Origin of the sequence: Streptomyces sp. SYP-A7185, from assembly GCF_046103685.1 — a bacterium.
Taxonomy (GTDB): Bacteria; Actinomycetota; Actinomycetes; order Streptomycetales; family Streptomycetaceae; genus Streptomyces.
In genome coordinates, this window is record NZ_CP122310.1 from 7,052,913 (window position 1) to 7,075,239 (window position 22,327).

General features: G+C 68.4%; 16 protein-coding genes. 14 read left to right on the plus strand and 2 right to left on the minus strand.

Annotation, left to right across the window (positions count from 1 at the left end):
- Positions 1-85 precede the first annotated feature (85 nt).
- Positions 86-550, plus strand: a complete 465-nt coding sequence (locus QBL25_RS30935; RefSeq protein WP_409062830.1) for an ATP-binding protein — start codon at positions 86-88, stop codon at positions 548-550.
- On the opposite strand, the gene QBL25_RS30940 is transcribed toward QBL25_RS30935, so the two are convergent.
- Positions 493-4,347 (minus strand): GH92 family glycosyl hydrolase, encoded by a 3,855-nt coding sequence (locus QBL25_RS30940; protein ID WP_409060227.1) that lies wholly within the window; start codon positions 4,345-4,347, stop codon positions 493-495. The two genes, QBL25_RS30935 and QBL25_RS30940, sit on opposite strands and share 58 nt — an antisense overlap.
- 523 nt (positions 4,348-4,870) lie before the next feature.
- Here QBL25_RS30940 and ngcE point away from each other — a divergent pair.
- From ngcE to QBL25_RS31005, 13 genes are all read left to right on the plus strand, one after another.
- Positions 4,871-6,304: an N-acetylglucosamine/diacetylchitobiose ABC transporter substrate-binding protein gene (gene ngcE / locus QBL25_RS30945; protein ID WP_409060228.1), complete on the plus strand. Its 1,434-nt coding sequence runs from the start codon at positions 4,871-4,873 to the stop codon at positions 6,302-6,304.
- 184 nt (positions 6,305-6,488) lie between these two features.
- On the plus strand, positions 6,489-7,403 hold the full coding sequence (locus QBL25_RS30950; RefSeq protein ID WP_409062831.1) for a carbohydrate ABC transporter permease: 915 nt from the start codon (positions 6,489-6,491) through the stop codon (positions 7,401-7,403).
- Positions 7,404-7,424: 21 nt separating this feature from the next.
- The gene (locus QBL25_RS30955) at positions 7,425-8,318 is read left to right on the plus strand and encodes a carbohydrate ABC transporter permease (RefSeq protein ID WP_409060229.1); all 894 of its coding nucleotides are present in this window, start codon (positions 7,425-7,427) and stop codon (positions 8,316-8,318) included.
- Positions 8,319-8,468: 150 nt separating this feature from the next.
- Positions 8,469-9,731 carry an ABC transporter substrate-binding protein gene (locus QBL25_RS30960; protein ID WP_409060230.1) on the plus strand — a complete coding sequence of 421 codons (1,263 nt, stop codon included), beginning with the start codon at positions 8,469-8,471 and terminating at the stop codon, positions 9,729-9,731.
- Positions 9,732-9,773: 42 nt separating this feature from the next.
- Positions 9,774-10,721: a carbohydrate ABC transporter permease gene (locus tag QBL25_RS30965; protein WP_409060231.1), complete on the plus strand. Its 948-nt coding sequence runs from the start codon at positions 9,774-9,776 to the stop codon at positions 10,719-10,721.
- Entirely contained in the window at positions 10,721-11,605 is an 885-nt protein-coding gene (locus QBL25_RS30970; RefSeq protein WP_409060232.1) for a carbohydrate ABC transporter permease, read from the plus strand. The genes QBL25_RS30965 and QBL25_RS30970 overlap by 1 nt, the downstream gene beginning before the upstream one ends.
- 199 nt (positions 11,606-11,804) lie before the next feature.
- On the plus strand, positions 11,805-13,004 hold the full coding sequence (locus tag QBL25_RS30975) for an ROK family protein (protein ID WP_409060233.1): 1,200 nt from the start codon (positions 11,805-11,807) through the stop codon (positions 13,002-13,004).
- A gap of 120 nt (positions 13,005-13,124) precedes the next feature.
- A complete protein-coding gene (locus tag QBL25_RS30980) occupies positions 13,125-14,210 on the plus strand; it encodes a substrate-binding domain-containing protein (RefSeq protein WP_409060234.1) in 1,086 nt (361 codons plus the stop codon).
- Positions 14,211-14,395: 185 nt separating this feature from the next.
- Positions 14,396-15,184, plus strand: coding sequence for an ATP-binding cassette domain-containing protein (locus QBL25_RS30985; RefSeq protein ID WP_409062832.1), 789 nt, complete (start codon positions 14,396-14,398; stop codon positions 15,182-15,184).
- Positions 15,181-16,467: a sugar ABC transporter permease gene (locus QBL25_RS30990; protein ID WP_409060235.1), complete on the plus strand. Its 1,287-nt coding sequence runs from the start codon at positions 15,181-15,183 to the stop codon at positions 16,465-16,467. The genes QBL25_RS30985 and QBL25_RS30990 overlap by 4 nt, the downstream gene beginning before the upstream one ends.
- A gap of 248 nt (positions 16,468-16,715) precedes the next feature.
- Positions 16,716-18,650, plus strand: coding sequence for a 1-deoxy-D-xylulose-5-phosphate synthase (gene dxs, locus QBL25_RS30995; RefSeq protein ID WP_409060236.1), 1,935 nt, complete (start codon positions 16,716-16,718; stop codon positions 18,648-18,650).
- A 145-nt stretch (positions 18,651-18,795) separates the two neighbouring features.
- Positions 18,796-20,298, plus strand: a complete 1,503-nt coding sequence (locus QBL25_RS31000) for an amino acid permease (RefSeq protein ID WP_409060237.1) — start codon at positions 18,796-18,798, stop codon at positions 20,296-20,298.
- 83 nt (positions 20,299-20,381) lie between these two features.
- Complete coding sequence (locus tag QBL25_RS31005; RefSeq protein WP_409060238.1) at positions 20,382-21,878, plus strand: ArnT family glycosyltransferase; 1,497 nt, start codon at positions 20,382-20,384, stop codon at positions 21,876-21,878.
- Here the strand turns inward: QBL25_RS31005 and QBL25_RS31010 are convergent.
- Positions 21,848-22,240 carry an NTP pyrophosphohydrolase gene (locus tag QBL25_RS31010; protein ID WP_409060239.1) on the minus strand — a complete coding sequence of 131 codons (393 nt, stop codon included), beginning with the start codon at positions 22,238-22,240 and terminating at the stop codon, positions 21,848-21,850. The genes QBL25_RS31005 and QBL25_RS31010 overlap by 31 nt on opposite strands.
- Positions 22,241-22,327: the final 87 nt, after the last annotated feature.

The following is a 22,327-nucleotide window of genomic DNA, read 5'->3' on the forward strand; positions in this document are numbered from 1 at the left end:
TACGATTCAACTCCCCACCAGAAGTCGCACGTTCACGCAGCGAACCCGTACAGCCAGGCCGTACGGGTTCACGCACTGCTTCATGATGGCCACGCAGCGTGACTCTCGTCACGTGAATGACGAAACTCCACGCGAGCGCTTCTACCGGCGCGAACGCCACTCCGTCCCCGCCGCCCGCGCCTTCGCGAGCGCCGCCCTGTCCGACTGGGGAGTCGGCGAGCGCGCGTACGACATCACTGTCTGCGTCAGCGAGCTGGCGACCAATGCCCTGCTGCACGGGGTACCGCCCGGACGGGGGTTCCGGCTGAGCATGCGCCACGAGGGCGGCGTGCTCCGGGTCGAGGTGGACGACAGCGGAGACGGGTGGCCCCGACCCGTCGGCGAAGGGGATGCCGACGAGTCGGGGCGCGGCCTGCTGCTGGTGGCAGCCCTGGCCGACAAGTGGGGGGTCATGGAGCGCGACCCCGGTAAAACCGTGTGGTGCGAGTTCGGTCAGGAGAGCAGTTCCACCTCCGCGAGCGTCGCGGACCCGTCCGGCACGAGCCGGTAGTGCGCGTACGTCCCCGGAGCGTCGACCGTGAACACCCGGGTCTGCTGGTCCCAGGTGAAGGACTCGCCGGACCGCTTGTCGAGCTCCTTCCACTTCTCGCCGTCGGCGGAGCCTTCGAGGACCCAGCCGCGCGGCGCCTTCGTCTTGTCCTTCGACGACGTCAGCGTGTACTGCACCGCCTTGGTCGCCTTGGCGACCGGCAGGTCGACGGCGGCCGACGCGGTGGCCTCGGTGGCCGAGGTGTCGTCGAAGAGCGCGCCGTCACCCTTGATGGCGTCACCGCGCGGCGACGGCACCTTGTCGTCCTGCGTGACCGACGTCGGCTGCGCGTCCTTGCCGGTGCCCCACGACGAGGGCTTCGGGCCCATGTCGAACTCCAGGACGCCGCCGCGGGCGATCTCCTTGTGGGGGAGTGCCGTCGAGTTCCACTTCTTGCCGTTGACCCGCAGGCCCTGGACGTACACGTTCTTGGCGCTGTTCTTCGGCGCCTTGACGACCAGGTCGCGGCCGTTCTCCAGGTGCACGGTCATCTTGGTGAACTGCGGCGAACCGATCGCGTACTCGCCGCTGCCCATGACCAGCGGATAGAAGCCGAGCGAGGAGAAGAGGAACCAGCCCGACTGCTCGCCGTTGTCCTCGTCGCCGTGGTAGCCCTGGCCTATCTCGCTGCCGGTGTAGAGGCGGGAGAGGACCTCGCGGACCTTCTCCTGCGTCTTGGCCGGCTCGCCCGCCGCGTCGTACATGTAGGCGGCGTGGTGGGCGACCTGGTTGGAGTGGCCGTACATGCCCATGCGCACGTCGCGTGCCTCGGTCATCTCGTGGATGACGCCTCCGTAGGAGCCCGCGAACTCCGCGGAGCCGGTCTCCGGAGTGGCGAAGTACGTGTCCAGCTTGTCGCCCAGGCCCTTGCGGCCGCCGTAGAGGTTGGCCAGACCGCGCGAGTCCTGCGGGGCGGTGAAGGCATAGCCCCAGGCGTTGGTCTCCGTGTAGTCGTGACCCCACACGCGCGGATCGAACTTGTCGGAGGGGACCCGCCAGACGCCCTTCGTGTCCTTGCCCTGGAAGAACCCGGCCTTGTCGTCGAAGAGCTTCACGTAGTCACGGGCGCGGTTGAGGAAGTACTCCGACTCCTCCTTGTAGCGCTTCTCGCCCGTCTTCTTGTAGAGCGCCTGGCCCATGCGCGAGATGCCGTAGTCGTTGAGGTAGCCCTCAAGCGCCCAGGACAGGCCCTCGTGGGTCTCGCTGGGGGTGTAGCCGAGGAAGGGCGAGGTCGCCATGCCCTTGCGGCCGACGCCCGAGTTCGACGGCACCACGGTCGCGTTCTTGACCGCCGCGTCGTACGCGTCCTTCGCGTCGAAGTCCACGCCCTTGACGTAGGCGTCGGCGAACGCCACGTCCGACGAGGTGCCCGTCATCAGGTCCGCGTACCCCGGCGACGACCAGCGCGACGTCCAGCCGCCGTCCTTGTACTGCTGTACGAAGCCGTCGACCAGCTCACCCGCCTTCTTCGGCGTGAGGAGCGAGTAGGCGGGCCAGGTCGTGCGATAGGTGTCCCAGAAGCCGTTGTTGACGTAGGGCTTGCCGTCGACGATCTTCGCGCCGGTGTGCGTCGGGGTGTCGGGACCCGTCTGCGGCGAGAACGGCGAGGCGTACTGGTACTTGGACTTGCCGTCGGCCGACGTGACCTTCTCGAAGCCCGAGTTCGGGTAGAGGTACAGGCGGTACAGGCTGGAGTAGAGCGAGGTCTTCTGGCCCTCGCTCGCGCCCTCGACCTCCACCTTGCCGAGGATGTCGTCCCAGCTCTTCTGCGCGCGGTTCTGCACGCGGTCGAAGGAGGTGCCGGACGGGATCTCGCGGTTCAGGTTGGCCTTGGCCTGGTCGAGGCTGATGAGCGAGGTCGCCAGACGCAGGTTGACCGTGCGGTCCTTGCCGGCCTTGAAGCGCAGATAGCCGGTGACGTCACCGCCGCCCCCGCCGTCGAGCTTGCCGCCCGCGGTGACGGGCGCGTCGAAGGTGCCGTACACGAACAGGCGCGTGGCACCGGTGGAGAGCCCGGACTTCACGTCCGAGAAGCCGCTGACCACACCGCTCTCCTTGTCGAGGGTGAGGCCGCCCTTCTCGGAGACGTTGTCGAAGATGACGCTCGCGTCGTCACCGGGATAGGTGAACTTCATCATCGCCGCGTGGTCGGTCGGGGCCATCTCGGCCTTCAGACCGTTCTCGAACGTCACGCCGTAGTAGTGCGGGCGTGCCGTCTCCTTCTCGTGCTTGAAGGGCAGCGCGCGCTTGGTGCGGGACGCGGACGGGGTGTCCTTGTCGACCGACGGCATCATCTGGAAGGTCTGCCGGTCGCCCATCCAGGGGCTCGGCTCATGGCTCGCGCTGAACGCCTGGATCGTCGGCAGATTGTCCGCGTTGTTGCCGCGCGCGTAGTCGTAGAGCCAGCTCAGGGAACCGGCGTTGGTCACCGGCGTCCAGAAGTTGAAGCCGTGCGGGACGGCCGTCGCGGGGAAGGTGTTGCCGCGCGAGAAGCCGCCGCTGGAGTTGGTGCCGCGGGTGGTGTCCGCGTAGTCCGACGGGTGGGCCTTCGGCTTCGCCGGGGCCTTCTCCTTCAGGGAGACGTCGTCCACCCAGCCGCGGAACTTCGCCGGACCCTTGGGGGAGTCGTAGGCGACGAGCACCCGGTCGACGGTCTTGCCGCGCGCGACCTGCCCGATCCGCGCGGCCACGTTGTTCCACTGGTTGACGTAGAGGCCCTTCGCGGCGCCCTGGCCCCGCGGGTCCAGCGGGAAGCCGTTCTGGTCCACCGCCTTGAGGTCACTCAGATAGGTGCCGTCGGTGAAGGCCAGGTCCACGGACACGTTCGTGGCGTCGTAGTCGAGATCGCCCTCGGCCATGGAGGGGAAGATCCGGTACGACAGCTCGGTGTCCCGGCGCACCGAGACGTTCACGTCGAAGACCTTGTTGTACGAGTAGCCGCGGCCGTCCGCCTTGTGGGTGCCCGCGTAGCGCAGCGCGTGCTTGCCGGTGAACCCGGCGCCCGCCTTCGCGGTCGGGGAGCCGCTGGGGCCCCGGTCCACGAGGGAGAGCATGTCCTCGGGGACGGGGCTCTCGGTGCCGCCGACGGAGAGTTGGACGTCGGAGAGCTGGAGGGCGTCGGAGGCGCCGTTGTTGGCGGTGACCTCCAGGCGGTAGTGCGCGTACGCGGTGTCGTTCTGGAAGTCGTACTTCTTCGTCTGGTGACGCTTGTCGAACGACTCACCCTTTCGGGTGTCGAGGACCTTCCAGTCCTTGCCGTCCGCGGACCCCTGGAGGGTCCAGTCCTTCGGGTCGCGCTCGTCATGGTCGTTCGCCGACGTCAGCGCGTACGTCACGGCCTTGGCGGGCTCGTCGAGGTCGAACTCGACCCACCCGGTGGCCGCGAAGGTGAGCCACTTGCTGGTGGGCTCCCCGTCGATCAGGTTCTCCTTGACCTCGCCGCTGCCGGAGTTCTCGCCGCTGGCGCGGACCTCCGTGACGTGGTCGTTCACACTGCCGGGGATCCCCGAACTGAACGCGCCGTTGACGCCGGCGGTCCGCTTCTTGCCGTCGGGCCCGGTCTCCACGGTGTTCAGCCAGTCGGGCTGGGCCTCGCCCGCCTCGAAGGAGGAGACGAACTCCCTGGCCGCTTTGGGCGGTTCTTCCGGTTTGGCGACGGCGGCGCCCTGCGCTGTCGCGACGAGCGTGAACGCGGCCGCTCCCAGAACCGCGGCCGAACGATGGTGTCTGAAGCGAGGTCTGCGTGATCTGTGCGGCATCCCCGAACCCCTCCCTGCGAGTTGGACAACGTTGTCACATCGCTGCGCAGGGTCCAGTAGGGCGGCAAGTGGTGGGTGGTGTCAAGGCTGTTGAAAGCGTCGGAAGGGCCGGAAGGGGTGACGGACCGCAGGGGAAAGTCCAAGGGGATCCGGGAGAAAGTCCAATGAGGTGCGAGTGAGCGCCGTGGAAGATCGACGGAGGGGAGCGGCCGCGGGTCCCGGACGCGGCCGGGCGGGGCGGCTCGGTTTGCTCACGCCGTGAACGAACCAGGCCGTGTCTCCGCGAGGTCTCAACTCGGGAAAGACTGCTGGCCCAAGCTGCGTTCGATCTTGCTCTGTCGCCGAGAAGTGGACTATACCTATCGGCACCCTGAGTGGCGGGTGCGAGCCCTTGCCATGTAGTTGTCGCACGTAAGGCACCACCAAAGCTTCAACTGACCCGCGGTGTCGGGCCCTTCGCCACTGGCGAGCTGTCGGGAGCCCCGTACGCCGCCTGAGTCCTGGAGAAGGCGAGGACTTGAGCATGGGATCCACCAGCATCAACCGTCGTGACGTGATGAAGAGGGCAGCGGCCACCAGCCTTCTCGCAGTGCCGGCCGTGGGCGCCCTGAGCTCCTGCGCGAGCGGGGGCGGCGAGGAGAACAAGGCGGAGAAGGGCGACAAGTCCAAGAAGAACCCGCTCGGCGTGAAGGAAGACGCCGGGCTCGCCGTGGTCGTCTTCAACGGCGGTTACGGCGACAAGTACGCCCAGTTCGTGACCGACATGTACAAGAAGCGGTACCCGGACTCGAACGCCGCCCAGAAGTCGACGACGAAGATCGCCACCCAGGTGCAGCCGAAGATCGTCCGCGGCAACCCGACGGCCGACGTCGTCAACAACTCCGGCGCCGACCAGATGAACCCCGGCAAGCTGGTGTCCAACAAGCAGGTGGCGGACCTCACCGAGCTGCTCGACGCGCCCTCCTGGGACGACCCGAGCGTCAAGGTGCGCGACATCCTCGAACCGGCGGTCGAGGCGAGCGGCAATTTCGGTGGCCCCGGCACCTTCCAGGCCGGCATCTCGCTGACGGTCTACGGCACCTTCTACTCCAAGAAGCTCCTTGAGGAGGGCCTGGATTCCGCGTACCCCAAGACCTGGGACGAGATGCTGGCCGTCTGCAAGAAGGCCAAGGCCAAGGGCATCCACGGCTGGAGCTACCCGGGCGGCCACCCGCGGTACATGTTCTTCAGCATCTACACGATGTTCGCCCAGCGCGGGGGACGCGAGATCACCACGGCCATGGACTACCTGGAGCCGGGCGCCTGGAAGAACGACGCTGTCAAGGACGTCTTCGAGGCCTGGGAGGAACTGGTCGCCAAGAAGTACGTCCTGACCGGCTTCGACGGCACCGAGGCGCACACCGAGATGCAGACCGCCTGGACCAAGGGCGGCAAGTGCGTCTTCGTGCCCAACGGCTCCTGGGTGGAGAACGAGGCCAAGGACACCACCCCGAAGGACTTCGGGATGTCGTTCGGTCCGAGCCCGTCACTGGACTCGGGCGACAAGATGCCGTTCGGCACGATCAACGCGCCGGCCGGTGAGTTCTACGTCGTCCCCGAGAAGGCGCAGAACCGGCAGGGCGGCCTGGAGTGGCTGCGGGCGATGTACAGCAAGGAAGCCGCCCTGAACAACTTCAAGGAGCTCTCCGCCCTGCCGGTGGTCAAGGGGGCCATCGACGGCCAGAAGATGCCGCACGGTGTGGCGAGCGTGCAGGCGGCGATCAAGTCCGCCGGCGAGAACGTCGTCATCGCGAAGCACATGGACTGGTACAACGAGCTGTTCCGCGAGGACTTCAACAACATGATCGCCAAGTTCATGCTGGGCCAGATCGGCACCAAGCAGGCCATGGACATCATGGAGAAGGCCGGGGCCCGGATCCTCAAGGACCCTGACGTCGTCAAGGTCAAGAAGTCCTGACCAGCGGCGGATCGACCGAGAACGCGGGCACGTGAACGAGGCGGGGCGGAGTGGCGTGAAGACTGACACCCGGGTGGACGATTCGCCACCTTCGAAGAAGGCACCGGACCGGAGGCCCAAGGCGCCGAACGGGCTGTTGTTCCTTCTGGCGGTGCTGCTGCCGCCCCGCTTCACCCCCGAGAGCGTGCGGTACGACCGGCGGTACCGCACGCTCGACAAGTACCGCTTCATCGTGGGCTTCCTGACGCTGCCCCTCGCGTTCTACGCCCTGTTCGTGATCTCGCCCTTCCTCCAGGCGATCTACTACTCGTTCACGGACTGGTCCGGCGGCCCGGTGGCGAACTTCATCGGCTTCGACAACTTCACCAAGATGTGGAACGACGAGCGCTTCTGGGAATCCCTGGAGGTCAGCATCACCCTGGCGGTCGTCGCCCCGGTGATCACGCTCGTGCTCGGCATGTTCTTCGCGTACATGATCACGTCGGGCGGCAGGCACCGGAAGGGCCAGGCGATCGCGGGCGTCGCGGGCTCCTCGCTCTACAAGGTCGTCTACTTCTTCCCCCAGGTCCTGTCCGTCGCGATCATCGCCGTGGTCTGGGGCCGCGTCTTCAACACCAACAGCGGCCTGATCAACGGCGGGCTCGACAAGGTGGGCATCGACGGCCCCGCCTGGCTGGGCGGCGACCGCTCGCTCGCCCTCATCGCCGTGATGATCGTGCTCTCCTGGAGCTTCGTCGGCTTCTACGTGGTGCTGTTCTCCGCCGCGATGGGCGCGATCCCCAAGGACATCTACGAGGCCGCGCTGCTCGACGGCGCGGGCCGGGGCCGGACCTTCTTCAACGTGACGCTCCCGCTGATCTGGGACACCGTGCGGACCGGCTGGATCTACATGGGCATCCAGGCCCTCGACTCGTTCGCGATCGTGCTCGTGATGGTGCCCGAGCACGTCCTGAAGGTCACCCCGGTCTTCCTCTACGAACGGTTCCGGGACGGTCAGTACGGCTATGCCACCTCCATCGGCGTCGTCCTCCTGGTCCTCAGCATGGCGTTCTCGCTGATCGTCATGCGGATCGGGAATCGCGACCGGATCGAATACTAAAGACCGCGGGAGCACTGCATCATGACCACGACCACCGCGCCCCGCGCCGAGTCCGCCGACACGTCACGCCGGGAGGGCGATTCGGCGGGCGGCGCGACCCTGAACGTCTTCTCGCACGCCTTCCTCGTCCTGTGGGTGGTCCTCGCCGCGGGCCCCCTCATCTGGGTCGCCCTCACAGCGTTCCGCCCCTCCGTCGAGATCCTCAGCGATCCGATGGGCTGGCCGACGTCCTTCCACTGGGAGAACTTCACCAACGCGTGGACCGAGGCGAACATCGGCCAGTACGCCATCAACTCGGTGATCATCCTGGCGGGTTCGCTGACCGGCACCATGCTGCTCGGCTCGATGGCGGCCTATGTGATCGCCCGCTTCACCTTCCCGGGCAACCGGCTGATCTTCATGCTCTTCGCGGGCGGGATGATGTTCCCGGTCATCCTCGCCCTCGTGCCGCTCTTCGCGGTCATGGAGAACTTCGGCCTCCTGGACACCCGGCCGGGTCTGATGATCGCGTACATCGCGTACTCGCTGCCCTTCACGACGTTCTTCCTCACCTCCTTCTTCCGTACGCTGCCGACCGGCGTCCAGGAGGCGGCGATGGTCGACGGGGCCTCGCACACGCGGACGTTCTTCCAGATCATGCTGCCGATGGCCAAGCCTGGCCTGGTGAGCATCGGCATCTTCAACTTCCTCGGCCAGTGGAACCAGTACCTGCTTCCGCTGCTGCTCAACAACGAGGAGGAGAGCAGGTACGTGCTGCCGCAGGGGCTCGCCACGCTGGCGGTCTCGCAGGGCTACCGGGGCGACTGGGGCGCGCTCTTCGCGGGCCTGACCATCGCCATGCTTCCGGTGCTCGTCGTGTACGCGGTCTTCCAGCGCCAGGTGCAGGCCGGGCTCACCGCGGGGGCTCTCAAATGACCCCGTCCGCAGGTGATTTCAGCTTGGCCACGAAAGTGGTCTAGGCCTGTTGTGGCAATTCCGGCCGTGAGTAATGTCGGCCACACGGCGCCGCGGGGGGAACCTTTTGCCCGCGTTCAAGTCGACACCGATGTCGAAGGGTTGAACAGCATGAGGAATCGATTGATCGCCACCGGTGCGGCAACGCTCGCGATGGCCATGGGGCTCACCGCCTGCGGCGGTGACAGCGACAGCGGCGACGGCAAGACCATCAAGCTCGTCGCCGCCGACTACGGCGACAAGGCCTCCAACGCCTCCAAGAAGTACTGGGACGGCGTGAAGAAGGAGTTCGAGAAGGAGAACAAGGGCTACAAGGTCGACGTCCAGGTCATCAACTGGAACGAGATCGACAAGTCCGTCAAGAACATGATCCAGGCGGGCAACCAGCCCGACCTGTTGCAGACCGGCGGCTACGCCGACAAGGTCGCGGACGACCTGCTCTACAAGGCCGACGAGGTGCTCTCGCCCAAGACGCGCGAGAACCTCATCCCCACCTTCGCCAAGGCCGGCGAGGTCAAGGGCACCCAGTACGGCATCCCGTGGGTCTCCTCCAGCCGCGTCATGTTCTACAACAAGGCCGTCCTGAAGAAGGCCGGCGTCAAGACGCCCCCCAAGACCTGGGACGAGGTCGCCGCCGCGGCGAAGAAGATCAAGTCCTCCAAGGCCGCCGACACCCCGTACGCCCTGCCGCTCGGCCCCGAGGAGACCCAGGGCGAGTCGATGATGTGGGAGCTCGGCAACGGCGGCGGTTACACCGACGCGAGCGGCAAGTACACCCTCGACAGCGCGCAGAACGTCGAGACGTTCGAGTGGCTTCAGAAGAACCTCGTCAAGCCCGGCCTCACGTACTCCAACCCGGCCTCCACCGACCGCAAGACGGCCTTCGCCGACTTCGCGGCGGGCAAGGTCGGCATGCTCAACGGCCACCCGAGCCTCATCCAGATGGCCAAGGACGGCAAGGTCGACTACGGCGTCGCGCCGATCCCCGGCAAGGACGCGCCGCTGGAGTCCACCCTCGGCGTGGCCGACTGGATGATGGCGTTCAAGGACGGCGGCGCCGAGAAGGAAGGCGTCAAGAAGTTCCTGGACTTCACGTACTCCAAGAAGATGCTGGAGTTCGACGAGATGTACAACCTGATGCCGGTCACCCAGGACGCGCTCAAGACGATGCAGTCCAACGGCAAGCACAAGGACCTGGAGCCGTTCTTCGAGGTCCTGCCGAACGCCAAGTTCTACCCGCTGGGCGACACGGCCTGGGACGTCATCTCCGCGGAGATCAAGAAGACCGGCGGCAAGGCGGCGAGCGACGACCCGAAGCAGGTCCTCGGTGACCTCCAGAAGAAGGCGGAAGCGGCGGCTGCCGAAGCCAAGTAGCAGGCAGCCCGATTCAGTTCGCTCCGTACGCAAGGAGTCCTTGTGTCACTGAAGGCCCCTCCGCCCCCGGCCGACACCGGCCGGGGACGGAGCGGGCGCGCCCCCAGGCCGGTGAGCCGTCGCAGCGGCATCGCCCGACTCGGCCCGCTGCCCTGGATAGCGCCCGTCATTCTGCTGATCCTCGCCGTGGTCATCTGGCCGGTCGTCGAGCTGATCCGTACGTCGTTCCTCAACATCTCCATCGCCGGCATCGTGCGCGGCGGCGCGGGGACCGACAAGTACAAGAAGCTCTTCGACGAGACCGACTTCGGCGCGGTCCTGCTGTGGACGGTCGTGTGGACCGTCGTCGTCGTGTCCGTGACGATGCTGCTCTCGCTGGCCCTCGCCCAGCTGTTCAACCAGAAGTTCCCCGGCCGCACCGTCACCCGCTGGGCGCTCATCGCGCCCTGGGCGGCATCCGTCCTGATGACCGCCATCGGCTTCAAGTGGATGCTGAACCAGACCGCGGGCGTGCTCAACACGCTGATGCTGGACCTCGGACTGATCGACAAGTCCAAGGACTGGCTGGGCAGACCGGAGACGGCCTGGCCGTGGATGATGGCCGTCGCGATCTTCGTGTCGCTGCCCTTCACCACGTACACCCTGCTCGCGGGCCTCCAGACCATCCCGCACGAGGTCTACGAGGCCTCGCGCATCGACGGGGCGAGCCCCTGGCAGACGTACCGCCACATCACGGTGCCGATGCTGCGGCCCGCGTTCCTCGTCGGCGTGGTCATCAACCTCATCAACGTCTTCAACTCCTTCCCGATCATCTGGGCCATGACGCAGGGCGGTCCCGGCTATGACACCTCCACGACCATGGTGTTCATGTACAAGCTGAAGGAGACCGACATCGGCGAGTCCGCCGCGATGTCCGTGGTCAACTTCGCGATGGTCGTCGTGCTCGTGCTGATCTTCCTCAAGGTCAGCCGCTGGAACGAGGAGGACTGATGGCCACCGCGACCCAGACCCGCGCGGGGTCCCCGAAGAGCCCCGCGCCCCGGGTCAAGGCCAAGCGCACCTTCCGGCCGCGCACCCTGGTCATCACCGTGGTCGCCTGGGCGCTCGCGGCGATCTTCCTCGCTCCGTACCTGGAGATGGTGATCACCGCGCTGCGGCCCAAGTCGGAGCTGCGGGACCGGACGTACCTGCCGCAGAACCTGGAGTGGTCGAACTTCATCGAGGTCTGGAAGGAATCCGAGCTCGGCCAGAACCTTCAGGTGACCCTGCTGGTCGCGGGCGGGGCGACGCTCCTGGTCCTCCTGGTCTCGCTGCCCGCCGCGTACTACACGGCACGCATGCGCTACCGCGGACGCAAGGCCTTCCTGCTCCTCGTCCTGATCACCCAGATGTTCCAGCCCACGGCCCTGCTGGTCGGCCTCTACCGCGAGTTCCACCAGCTGGACATGCTCAACTCGGTCTGGACCCTGATCATCACCAACGCGGCGTTCAACCTGGCGTTCGCGGTGTGGATCCTGACGGCCTACATCAGCTCCATCCCGCCGGAGCTCGAGGAGGCGGCCATGGTGGACGGCACCAGCCGCTTCGGGGCGATGGTGAAGGTGACGCTGCCGCTCGCGCTGCCGGGCGTCGTGACCGCGGTGATCTTCACTTTCATCACCTCGTGGAACGAGTTCGTGATGGGCCTCACGCTCACCACCGAGCCCGACAAGCAGCCGCTGACCGTCGGCATCAACAACTTCATCGGCGCCTACACCGTGGAGTGGAACTACCTCTTCGCGGCGTCCGTGGTGGCGATCGTGCCGGTCATCGTGCTGTTCGCCTTCATCGAGCGGCACGTGGTCTCGGGTCTCACCGCGGGATCGGTCAAGTAACGGATCGGCCCCCTCAGGCCGGGTCTGGGTGGTTTGGGGTGCATCCTCGCCACTTGGACCCGGCCTGTCCCGGTGTTCAAGAGTGCCGATTTGGGTCAAGGACTTGACTGCGCCAACCCGTTCAGCAGAGCTTGGAGTTCACAACTTGTACGGGCAGCCAAGTCGCTGTGACGTCATACGGAAAAGGGTGGCTGAGTCAATGGAGACTCCGGGGTCGCAGTCGTCGCTGCACCGGGCCAATCTCGAACGGGTCGTACGTGCCGTACGGCTCGCCGGGTCGCTCACTCAGGCGGAGATCGCCAGGACGACAGGTCTGTCCGCGGCCACGGTCTCCAACATCGTCCGGGAGCTCAAGGACGGCGGAACGGTCGAGGTCACGCCCACCTCGGCGGGCGGCCGCCGGGCCCGCAGCGTCTCCCTCAGCGGCGACGCGGGCATCGTCATCGGCGTGGACTTCGGCCACACGCACCTGCGCGTGGCCGTGGGGAACCTCGCCCACCAGGTGCTCGCCGAGGAGTCCGAGCCGCTGGACGTGGACGCGTCGGCCGCGCAGGGCTTCGACCGCGCCGAACAGCTGGTCAGCAGGCTGATCGCGGCGACCGGGGTGGACCGCGGGAAGATCGCGGGCATCGGCCTCGGCGTGCCGGGACCCATCGACGTGGAGTCCGGGACGCTCGGCTCGACCTCGATCCTGCCGGGCTGGGCCGGCACCAAGCCCGCCGAGGAGCTCAAGGACCGCCTCGGCGTCCCCGTGCACGTCGACAACGACGCCAACCTCGGCGCGCTCGGCGAGCTGGTCTGGGGGAGCGGGCGCGGGGTCAAGGACCTGGCGTACATCAAGGTCGCGAGCGGTGTCGGCGCCGGTCTGGTGATCAGCGGGCGCATCTACCGCGGCCCCGGCGGCACCGCCGGGGAGATCGGCCACATCACGCTCGACGAGTCGGGCCCGGTCTGCCGCTGCGGCAACCGCGGCTGCCTGGAGACCTTCGCCGCGGCCCGCTACGTGCTGCCCCTGCTCCAGTCGAGCCACGGCACCGAGCTGACCATGGAGCGGGTCGTGGGCCTCGCGCGCGACGGAGATCCCGGCTGCCGCCGCGTGATCGCCGACGTCGGCCGGCACATCGGCAGCGGCGTGGCCAACCTCTGCAATCTCCTGAACCCGAGCAGGGTCGTCCTCGGCGGCGACCTGGCGGAGGCCGGTGAGCTGGTCCTGGGGCCCATCAGGGAGTCCGTGGGGCGTTATGCCATCCCCAGCGCCGCCCGGCAGCTCTCCGTCCTCCCAGGGGCCCTGGGGGGCCGCGCCGAGGTGCTCGGAGCGCTGGCTCTGGCGCTCAGCGAAATGGGCGATTCGACCCTTTTGGACGGTTCTCTCCCTGCGTCCGCACCTGCCTTCACTTAGATAACGCATGGCACCGTTGTCATCTCGTTAAGGATTTACTCCTTGACGATGGTGTGGCGGCCGAGTTGACTTCGAGCCACCTCGGCCGCAACGACGCGGCCACGTCAGGGAGGTTGGACAGTGAACACCCATCTGCGTCGTGCCGCGATAGCCATGACCGCTACCGCGATGGCCGTATCCCTTGCCGCTTGTGGCGAAGCCGGCGGTGACAAGGGCGATGACAAGGACAACAAGACCATCGGTCTGTTGCTGCCCGAGAGCAAGACCACGCGTTACGAGTCCTTCGACTACCCGCTGATCAAGGCGAAGGTCCAGGAACTCTGCTCGGACTGCAAGATCAACTACAAGAACGCGTCCGAGAACGTCTCGACCCAGAAGCAGCAGTTCGACGACCTCGTCGACTCCGGCGTCAAGGTCATCATCCTGGACGCGGTGGACTCCGGCGCCACCAAGGCGTGGGTCCAGGAGGCGAAGAAGAAGGACATCAAGGTCGTCGCGTACGACCGCCTCGCCGAGGGCCCGGTCTCCGCGTACGTCTCGTTCGACAACGAGAAGATCGGCAAGCTCCAGGGCCAGGGCATCGTCGAGGCGCTCGGCGACAAGGCCAAGGACGCCAACGTCGTCATGATCAACGGCAAGGAGTCCGACCCGAACGCCGCGCTGTTCAAGAAGGGCGCGCACTCCGTCCTCGACGGCAAGGTCAAGAAGGTCGTCTACGAGCAGACGGGCGAGTGGGACCCGAAGATCGCCGGTGAGAAGATGGGCACCGCCATCACCTCGCTCGGCAAGGACGGCTTCGACGCGGTCTACTCGGCCAACGACGGCATGGCGGGCGGCATCGTCGCGGCGCTGGAGTCGGCGAAGGTCAAGGGGATCCCGGTCGGCGGCCAGGACGCCGAACTCGCGGGCATCCAGCGGATCCTGAAGGGCACGCAGGCCTTCAGCATCTACAAGCCGTACAAGCCCGAGGCGGAGAAGACCGCCGAGGTCGCGGTGAAGCTCCTCAAGGGCGAGAAGATCGACTCGCTCGTGACGGCCAAGCTCGACAGCCCGAGCGACAAGGGCATCCCGTCGGCGCTCGTCCAGGCCTTCGTCGTCACGAAGGACAACATCAAGGACACCGTGGTCAAGGACAAGCTCTACAAGACGAGCGAGATCTGCACCCCGGACTTCGCCAAGGCCTGCGCGGACGCCGGCATCAAGTAGCCGCGTTGCAGGCACCGGACTCGTACGGCGTCTTCGTCTCCTTCACGCTTGCCCCGCTGTCGGGGGCCAAGACGCCGTACGTCTGCTCGCACTCCTGCCTCATCCCTCCTTAGCCCACCTTTCACGTCCCGCCGTACGCCATGCCCGTACGGCCCTCCGCCGCTCCCCCTCGGCGGATGAAGGAGATGGTTCACATGTCCGCTCCGCCCGTGCTGGCGTTGCGCGGAGTCTCCAAGCGCTTCGGTGCCGTCCAGGCGCTCACCGATGTCGAACTTGAAGTACACGCAGGTCAAGTGGTCGCCCTGGTCGGCGACAACGGAGCCGGTAAGTCCACCCTCGTCAAGACGATCGCGGGGGTCCACCCCATCGACGAGGGCACCATCGAGTGGGACGGCGACCCCGTCTCCATCTCGCGCCCGCACGACGCCCAGGGTCTGGGTGTCGCCACCGTCTACCAGGACCTCGCGCTCTGCGACAACCTGGACGTCGTGGCCAACCTGTTCCTCGGCCGTGAGCTCGGCCGGGCCAAGGTCCTCGACGAGGTGGCGATGGAGAAGCGTGCCAAGGAGCTCCTTGACACCCTCTCCATCCGCATCCCGAGCGTCCGCATCCCGATCGCCTCGCTCTCCGGCGGTCAGCGCCAGGTCGTCGCGATCGCCCGTGCCCTGGTCGGCGACCCCAAGCTGGTGATCCTCGACGAGCCCACCGCGGCGCTCGGCGTCGAGCAGACCGCCCAGGTCCTCGACCTCGTGGAGCGGCTGCGCGAGCGCGGCCTCGCGGTGCTCCTCATCAGCCACAACATGGCCGACGTCAAGGCCGTCGCGGACGAGGTGGCCGTCCTGCGCCTCGGTCGCAACAACGGTGTCTTCAGCGTCAAGGACACCAGCAACGAAGAGATCATCGCCGCGATCACCGGGGCCACGGAGAACGCCGTGACCCGGCGCAAGGCGCGCAACGCGGAGGCCGCGAAGTGAGTGAGACCGTGAACACCCCACCGCAGAAGGTGGAGACCGAGGCCCCGGCCGCCGCGGCCATCCCCGCCGTCGACCCGCGCCTGCTCGTCCGCGAGCAGGGTTTCGCCGGTTACCTCACCGAGTTCAAGCGGAAGATCAAGGGCGGTGAGCTCGGTTCCATACCGGTCGTCACCGGTCTGATCGTGATCTGGGCGATCTTCGAGATAACGACGGGTCGCTTCCTCGACCCCTCCAACCTCAGCAACATCGCCCAGTACATCGTCGGCCCCGGCCTCATCGCGACCGGCATCGTCTTCGTCCTGCTGCTCGGCGAGATCGACCTGTCGGTCGGCTCCGTCGCGGGCCTCACCGCCGCCGTCAGCTCCGTGCTCGCGATCAAGCAGGACGTGAACGAGGGCCTCGCCGTCGTCATCGGCCTGGTCGCCGCCGCCGCGATCGGCGCGCTGCACGGCTTCTTCTTCGCCAAGATCGGGGTCCCGGCCTTCGTCGTGACGCTGGCGGGCTTCCTCGGCTGGAGCGGCCTCCAGCTGTACGTGCTCGGCAACACGCTGAGCCTGAACAACCTCTCCGACGGCATCATCTACAACCTGAACAACTACTACTTCACGGACGTCGCCGCCGCGTACGGCCTCGCGACCGTCGCCGTCCTCGCCTACGGCTACTCCCAGTGGAGCCAGCGCCTGCGCCGCAAGGCCGCCGACCTGCCCCACCGCCCGGTCAGCGAGCTGGCCCTGCGCACGGCGGTCGTCGCGGTCCTCGCCTACGTCGTGGCCTTCGTCCTGAACCAGGAGGACGGCCTGCCGCTCGGTCTGACCGTCTTCGTCGCCGTGGTGGTCCTCGCCAGCTTCGTGCTGCGCCGCACCAACTACGGCCGGCAGGTCTTCGCGGTCGGCGGCGGCGTCGAGGCGGCCCGCAGGGCCGGCATCAACGTCGTGTGGATCCGGATCTCCGTGTTCACGATCTCCGGCTTCCTCGGCGGCCTGGGCGGCCTCTTCATCGCCTCCCAGTCCGGCGTGGCCGACTCCAACCTGGGCGGCGGCGACACCCTGATGCTGGCGATCGCCGCGGCGGTCATCGGCGGCACCAGCCTCTTCGGCGGCCGGGGCACCCCCTGGTCGGCGCTGCTCGGCATCCTGGTCATCCAGTCGATCATGACCGGCCTGTACATGTCGGGCAGCTCCAGCAAGGCCGTGCAGTCGATGATCACCGGCGCCGTGCTGCTCGCGGCGGTCGTGCTCGACTCGGTGTCCCGCCGCAGTCAGAAGGCGGCAGGCCGAGCCTGACCCCGCCCGGCGGGGGCCCCGCGTCATCCGATCGGCAGCAGCCCCGCCCGAAACTCTGTGCCCGGCGTCAACGACGACGCCGGGCACAGTCGTGCCCCGGGTGAAGCCCGTGACCCGGGGTACCCGGGGTGCGTCGCGTGACGCGGAACTCACGGCCCGGACGCCACTGTCAGCGGCGGAACATTAGACTCGACAAGCCCGGCAACATCCGGTCAACGCTCGAACAGCTCTACTGCAAGGAGGCACGGGTGCCGCTGCTGACCCGCATCAGGGGACCGCGCGATCTGGACCGGCTCAGCCCGGAGGAGCTGAACCAGCTGGCCGGCGAGATCCGCGCCTTCCTCGTCGACGCAGTCTCCAAGACAGGCGGCCACCTCGGCCCCAACCTGGGCGTGGTCGAGCTCACGATCGCCATGCACCGCGTCTTCGAGTCGCCCCGCGACAAGGTGCTCTTCGACACCGGCCACCAGAGCTACGTGCACAAGCTGCTCACCGGCCGCCAGGACTTCGGCAAGCTGCGCAGCAAGGGCGGCCTGTCCGGCTACCCCTCGCGCGCCGAGTCCGAGCACGACGTGATCGAGAACTCGCACGCCTCGACGGTCCTCGGCTGGGCCGACGGCCTCGCCAAGGCGAACGAGGTCCAGGGCAAGGACGACCACGTCGTCGCCGTCATCGGCGACGGCGCGCTCACCGGCGGCATGGCCTGGGAGGCGCTGAACAACATCGCCGCCGCCAAGGACCGCCCCCTGGTGATCGTCGTCAACGACAACGAGCGTTCGTACGCCCCCACCATCGGCGGCCTCGCGGACCACCTGGCGACCCTGCGCACCACCGACGGCTACGAGCGCTTCCTGGCCCGCGGCAAGGACCTCCTGGAGCGCACCCCGGTCGTCGGCAAGCCCCTGTACGAGACGCTGCACGGCGCGAAGAAGGGCCTCAAGGACTTCATCGCCCCGCAGGGCATGTTCGAGGACCTCGGCCTGAAGTACGTCGGCCCGATCGACGGCCACGACATCGAGGCCCTGGAGTCCGCCCTGGTGCGCGCCAAGCGCTTCGGCGGCCCGGTCATCGTGCACTGCATCACCGAGAAGGGCCGCGGCTACAAGCCCGCCGAGGAGGACGAGGCCGACCACTTCCACGGCATCGGCCCGATCCACCCCGACACCGGCCTGCCCATCGCCGCGGGCGGCATGGACTGGACGTCCGTCTTCGGCGAGGAGATGGTCAAGCTCGGCCACGAGCGCGAGGACATCGTCGCCATCACGGCCGCGATGCTCCAGCCGGTGGGCCTGCACAAGTTCTCCAAGGCCTTCCCCGACCGGGTCTACGACGTGGGCATCGCCGAGCAGCACGCGGCCGTCTCCGCGGCGGGCCTGGCCAGCGGCGGCCTGCACCCGGTCTTCGCGGTGTACGCGACGTTCCTCAACCGCGCCTTCGACCAGCTCCTGATGGACGTGGCCCTGCACAAGTGCGGCGTCACCTTCGTCCTGGACCGGGCCGGCGTCACCGGCACGGACGGCGCCTCGCACAACGGCATGTGGGACATGTCGATCCTCCAGTGCGTGCCGACCCTGCGGATCGCCGCCCCGCGCGACGCCGACCAGGTCCGCCTCCAGCTGCGCGAGGCCGTCGAGGTCGACGACGCCCCCACCGTCGTCCGCTACTCGAAGGGCGCGGTCGGCCCGGCCGTCAAGGCCGTCGGCAAGGTCGGCGGCATGGACGTCCTGCGCAAGGCGGGCACCAGCCGCCCCGACGTGCTCCTGGTCTCCGTGGGCGCGCTCGCCCCCATGTGCCTGGAGATCGCCGACCTCCTGGACAAGCAGGGGATCACGACCACGGTCGTCGACCCGCGCTGGGTCAAGCCCGTCGACGAGGCGCTCGCCCCGCTCGCCGAGCAGCACCGCGTGGTCGTCACGGTCGAGGACAACTCCCGCGCCGGCGGTGTCGGCTCCGCCATCGCCCAGGCCCTGCGCGACGCGGGCGTCGACGTGCCGCTGCGCGACTTCGGCATCCCGCCGCGCTTCCTGGACCACGCCTCGCGCAAGGAGATCATGGCCGAGATCGGGCTGACCGCCCCGGACATCTCCCGTCAGGTCACCGGCCTGGTCGCCAAGCTCGACGGACGGTACGAGCGCACGGCCGCCGTGGACTCGGTCGAGGCGGGGGAGCCCGCGCGCGACTGAGTCAACACGCACCGCCGACGGGCCGGTTCCGGCACCCTGTACGGGTGGTGGAACCGGCCCATTCGCGTGAATAGGCTCGCGCCGGGGCCTGCGGGGTACTCACCCTCTCGATCATGTCGAGGACGACAAGCGTGGAGGTACGTCCGTGGCAAGCAGCCTTTTCAGAACGAAGAGCATCGAGCAGTCCATCCAGGACACCGAGGAGCCCGAGCACGCGCTCAGGAAGTCGCTGTCCGCGCTCGACCTCACGGTCTTCGGGGTCGGCGTCGTCATCGGCACCGGCATCTTCGTGCTGACCGGAGCGGTGGCCAAGGAGACCGCGGGGCCCGCCACCGCGATCGCCTTCGCCGTGGCCGGCGTCGTCTGCGCCCTCGCGGCGCTCTGCTACGCGGAGTTCGCCTCCACCGTGCCGGTCGCCGGATCGGCGTACACCTTCTCGTACGCCTCGCTCGGTGAGCTGCCCGCCTGGACCATCGGCTGGGACCTGGTCCTGGAGTTCGCCCTCGGTACGGCGGTGGTCGCCGTCGGCTGGTCCGGCTATGTGCGCTCGCTGATGGACAACGCGGGCTGGAAGCTGCCCGACGCGCTCAGCGGGCCCGACGCCGCCGACGGCTTCGGCTTCGACATCCTCGCCACCGCGCTGGTCCTCGTCCTCACGGTCGTCCTCGTCCTCGGCATGAAGCTGTCCGCGCGCGTCACCACGGTGATCGTCGCCATCAAGGTGGCCGTCGTCCTGATCGTCATCGTCGCGGGCGCCTTCTTCATCGACACCGACAACTACAAGCCCTTCATCCCCAAGGCGCAGGAAGTGGCCGCGGGCAACAGCATCGACTCCCCGCTCATCCAGCTGATGTTCGGGTACGCGCCCACCAACTTCGGCGTCCTCGGCATCTTCACGGCCGCCTCCATCGTCTTCTTCGCCTTCATCGGCTTCGACATCGTGGCCACCGCGGCCGAAGAGACGAAGATGCCCCAGCGGGACATGCCGCGCGGCATCCTCGGCTCCCTGCTGATCTGCACCGTCCTGTACGTCGCCGTCTCGATCGTCGTCACGGGCATGCAGCACTACAGCGAACTGTCCGTGGACGCCCCGCTCGCCGACGCCTTCAAGGCCACCGGGCATCCCTTCTACGGGGGCATCATCAGCTTCGGCGCCGCCGTCGGCCTCACCACCGTCTGCATGATCCTGCTCCTCGGCCAGACGCGCGTGTTCTTCGCGATGAGCCGCGACGGACTGCTGCCCCGGTTCTTCTCGCACGTCCACCCGAAGTACCGCACGCCGCACCGCCCGACCATCCTGCTCGGTGTCCTCATCGCGATCCTGGCGGGCTTCACCAGCCTCGACGAACTCGCCGAGCTGGTGAACATCGGCACGCTCTTCGCCTTCGTCGTGGTCGCCCTCAGCGTCATCATCCTGCGCCGCACCCGCCCGGACCTGCCCCGCGCCTTCCGCACCCCGCTGGTGCCGCTGGTCCCCATCCTCTCGGTGGCGGCCTCGGTCTGGCTGATGCTGAACCTGCCGGCCGAGACCTGGCTGCGCTTCGGCATCTGGATGGCGCTCGGCTTCGTCGTGTACTTCGTGTACGGCCGCTCGCACAGCCAGCTGGGCCGCCAGGCCAAGCAGCGCGCGGCCGGTGACGCCCCGTAGCCGACCCGGTCACTTCCGGCCAATCATCCGGCCCCGTATGTCCCCATCAGGCAGGGACTGCGGGGCCGGATAGCGTGCTCCTCATGCTCGTCGAGCCTCCCGCCTCACTACGCTCCGTACGCGGCCTCCGGCTGCCGCGCCCGCGTACGGAGCGGGCCCCGGCGCCCGGTGCGCCGTACTGGCCGCGGCTGCTCCCGCTGCTCGCCGCGCTGGCCTGCATCACCCGGATCCCCTCCTTCCGGTGGCCGCTGTGGAGCCCCGACGAGGGCTACCTCGCCGTCCAGGCGCGGATGCTGGCCGACGGAGGACGGCTCTACGAGACGGTCGTCGACCGCAAGCCGCCGCTCGTCCCCTGGCTGTACGAAGGGGCGTTCGCGCTCTTCGGCGACGCGACGCTGCTCCCGCTCAAAGTGCTCGCGGTGGCGGCCCAGCTCCTGACCGCCGTCCTGCTGGCCGGCGTCGCCAGGCGCCGCTGGGGCGACCGCGCGGGCCGTACGGCGGGCGTGCTCTTCCTGCTCATCTCGGTCGGCCTGAACCCCGAGGACGCCCAGGCCGCCACCTTCGAGATCTTCATGCTGCCGAGCACGGCCGCCGCCCTGTGGTGCGCCGACCGGCGCCGCTGGGGAGCCGCGGGCGCCGCCGTGGCCTGCGCGTTCCTGGCCAAGCAGACCGGGGGAGCGGCCCTGGTGCCGGTGGTGTGGCTGCTGTGGCGGACGGGCGGCGCCCGCGGGGACCTCCTGCGCCTGGCGGCCGGGCTGTGCGGGCCGGTCCTCGCCGCGGCCGCGCTCACGCACCCCGCCGGGTTCCTGTTCTGGACGGTGACCGGATCGGGGGCGTACGCCTCCTTCACCGGCTCCGAACTCCACGTGCTCTCCCGCGGGTTGACCAACGCGGCGATCCTCGCCGCGGCCTGCGCCGGCATTGCCCCGCCGGTCCTGCGGGTGCTGCGCATCGCCCGCACCGGCTCCACCGAGCTGTGGCTCTGGCTCGCCTCGTCGGCGGGCGCGGTCCTGGTCGGCTTCCACTTCTTCGGGCACTACTACCTGCAACTCACCCCGCCCCTGGCCCTGCTGGGCACCGCCGCGCTCCAGATCCTGCCCCGGGAGCGCACGCTGACGGCCGTGTCGGTCTCGGCCGGCACGTGCGCGCTGTTCCTGACCTGGGGCCTGCTCGCCCCGCACCCCGGACTCGCGCACGCGCAGCGGATCGCGGACGAGGTCCGGGCGCGCACGGAACCGGGGGAGCGGGTGCTCGTGTGGGGCATACACCCCGAGACGTACTGGCTGGCCGGCCGGGCGCCCGCCAGCCGCTATCTGACGGCCGGACTCCTGACCAACTACAGCGGGGGCCGCGACGGCCCCCGCGTGGGCGAGAAGTACGCCGTGGAGGGCTCCTGGCGGGTCTTCCGCCGGGAGCTGGCGGCCGATCCGCCCGCGCTCGTCGTGGACGACTCACGGGGCAAGCCCTTCGCCCCGGAGCGGATCCCCTCGCTGCGGCGCGTCCTCGCCGCCGGATACGAGCGGGTGGGAGTGGTGGAGGGCGCCGTGCTCTACTCGCGCCCCGACTCCGCCGCCGGCTGACGCACCGAGCGCGGGCCCAGGCACTCGGCACCCAGCTCGCCGACGCGGCGGCGCAGCTCCCGGTCGGCGGTGACGACCAGGCAGGGGCGCGGTGCGGCCTCGGCGACCAGCTCCACGATGCGGTCGTCCCCGCTGCCGGGCGCCGGGACCACGCGTACCCCCTCGACGGACTCCACGCCGCGGGCCGCGCCCTCCACCACGAGGGTCACCTCCAGCGGCCCCGGACGCCCGGGCAGACCCGCCTCGGCGTACGCCACGAGCCGGTCCCGCAGGCGCTCGGCGGCCCCGTGCCGGTCGCGCCACCAGCCGTCGGGCACCGAGCCCACGACGTTGGCGGCGTCCACGACCAGGAGAGTTCTCATGGCGCCCACCCTGGCACACCGGGGCCCTTCGCCCCGGCCGGGAGCCGATCGCGGCGACCGTAGACTGAGGAGCCGGAGCAGAACCCA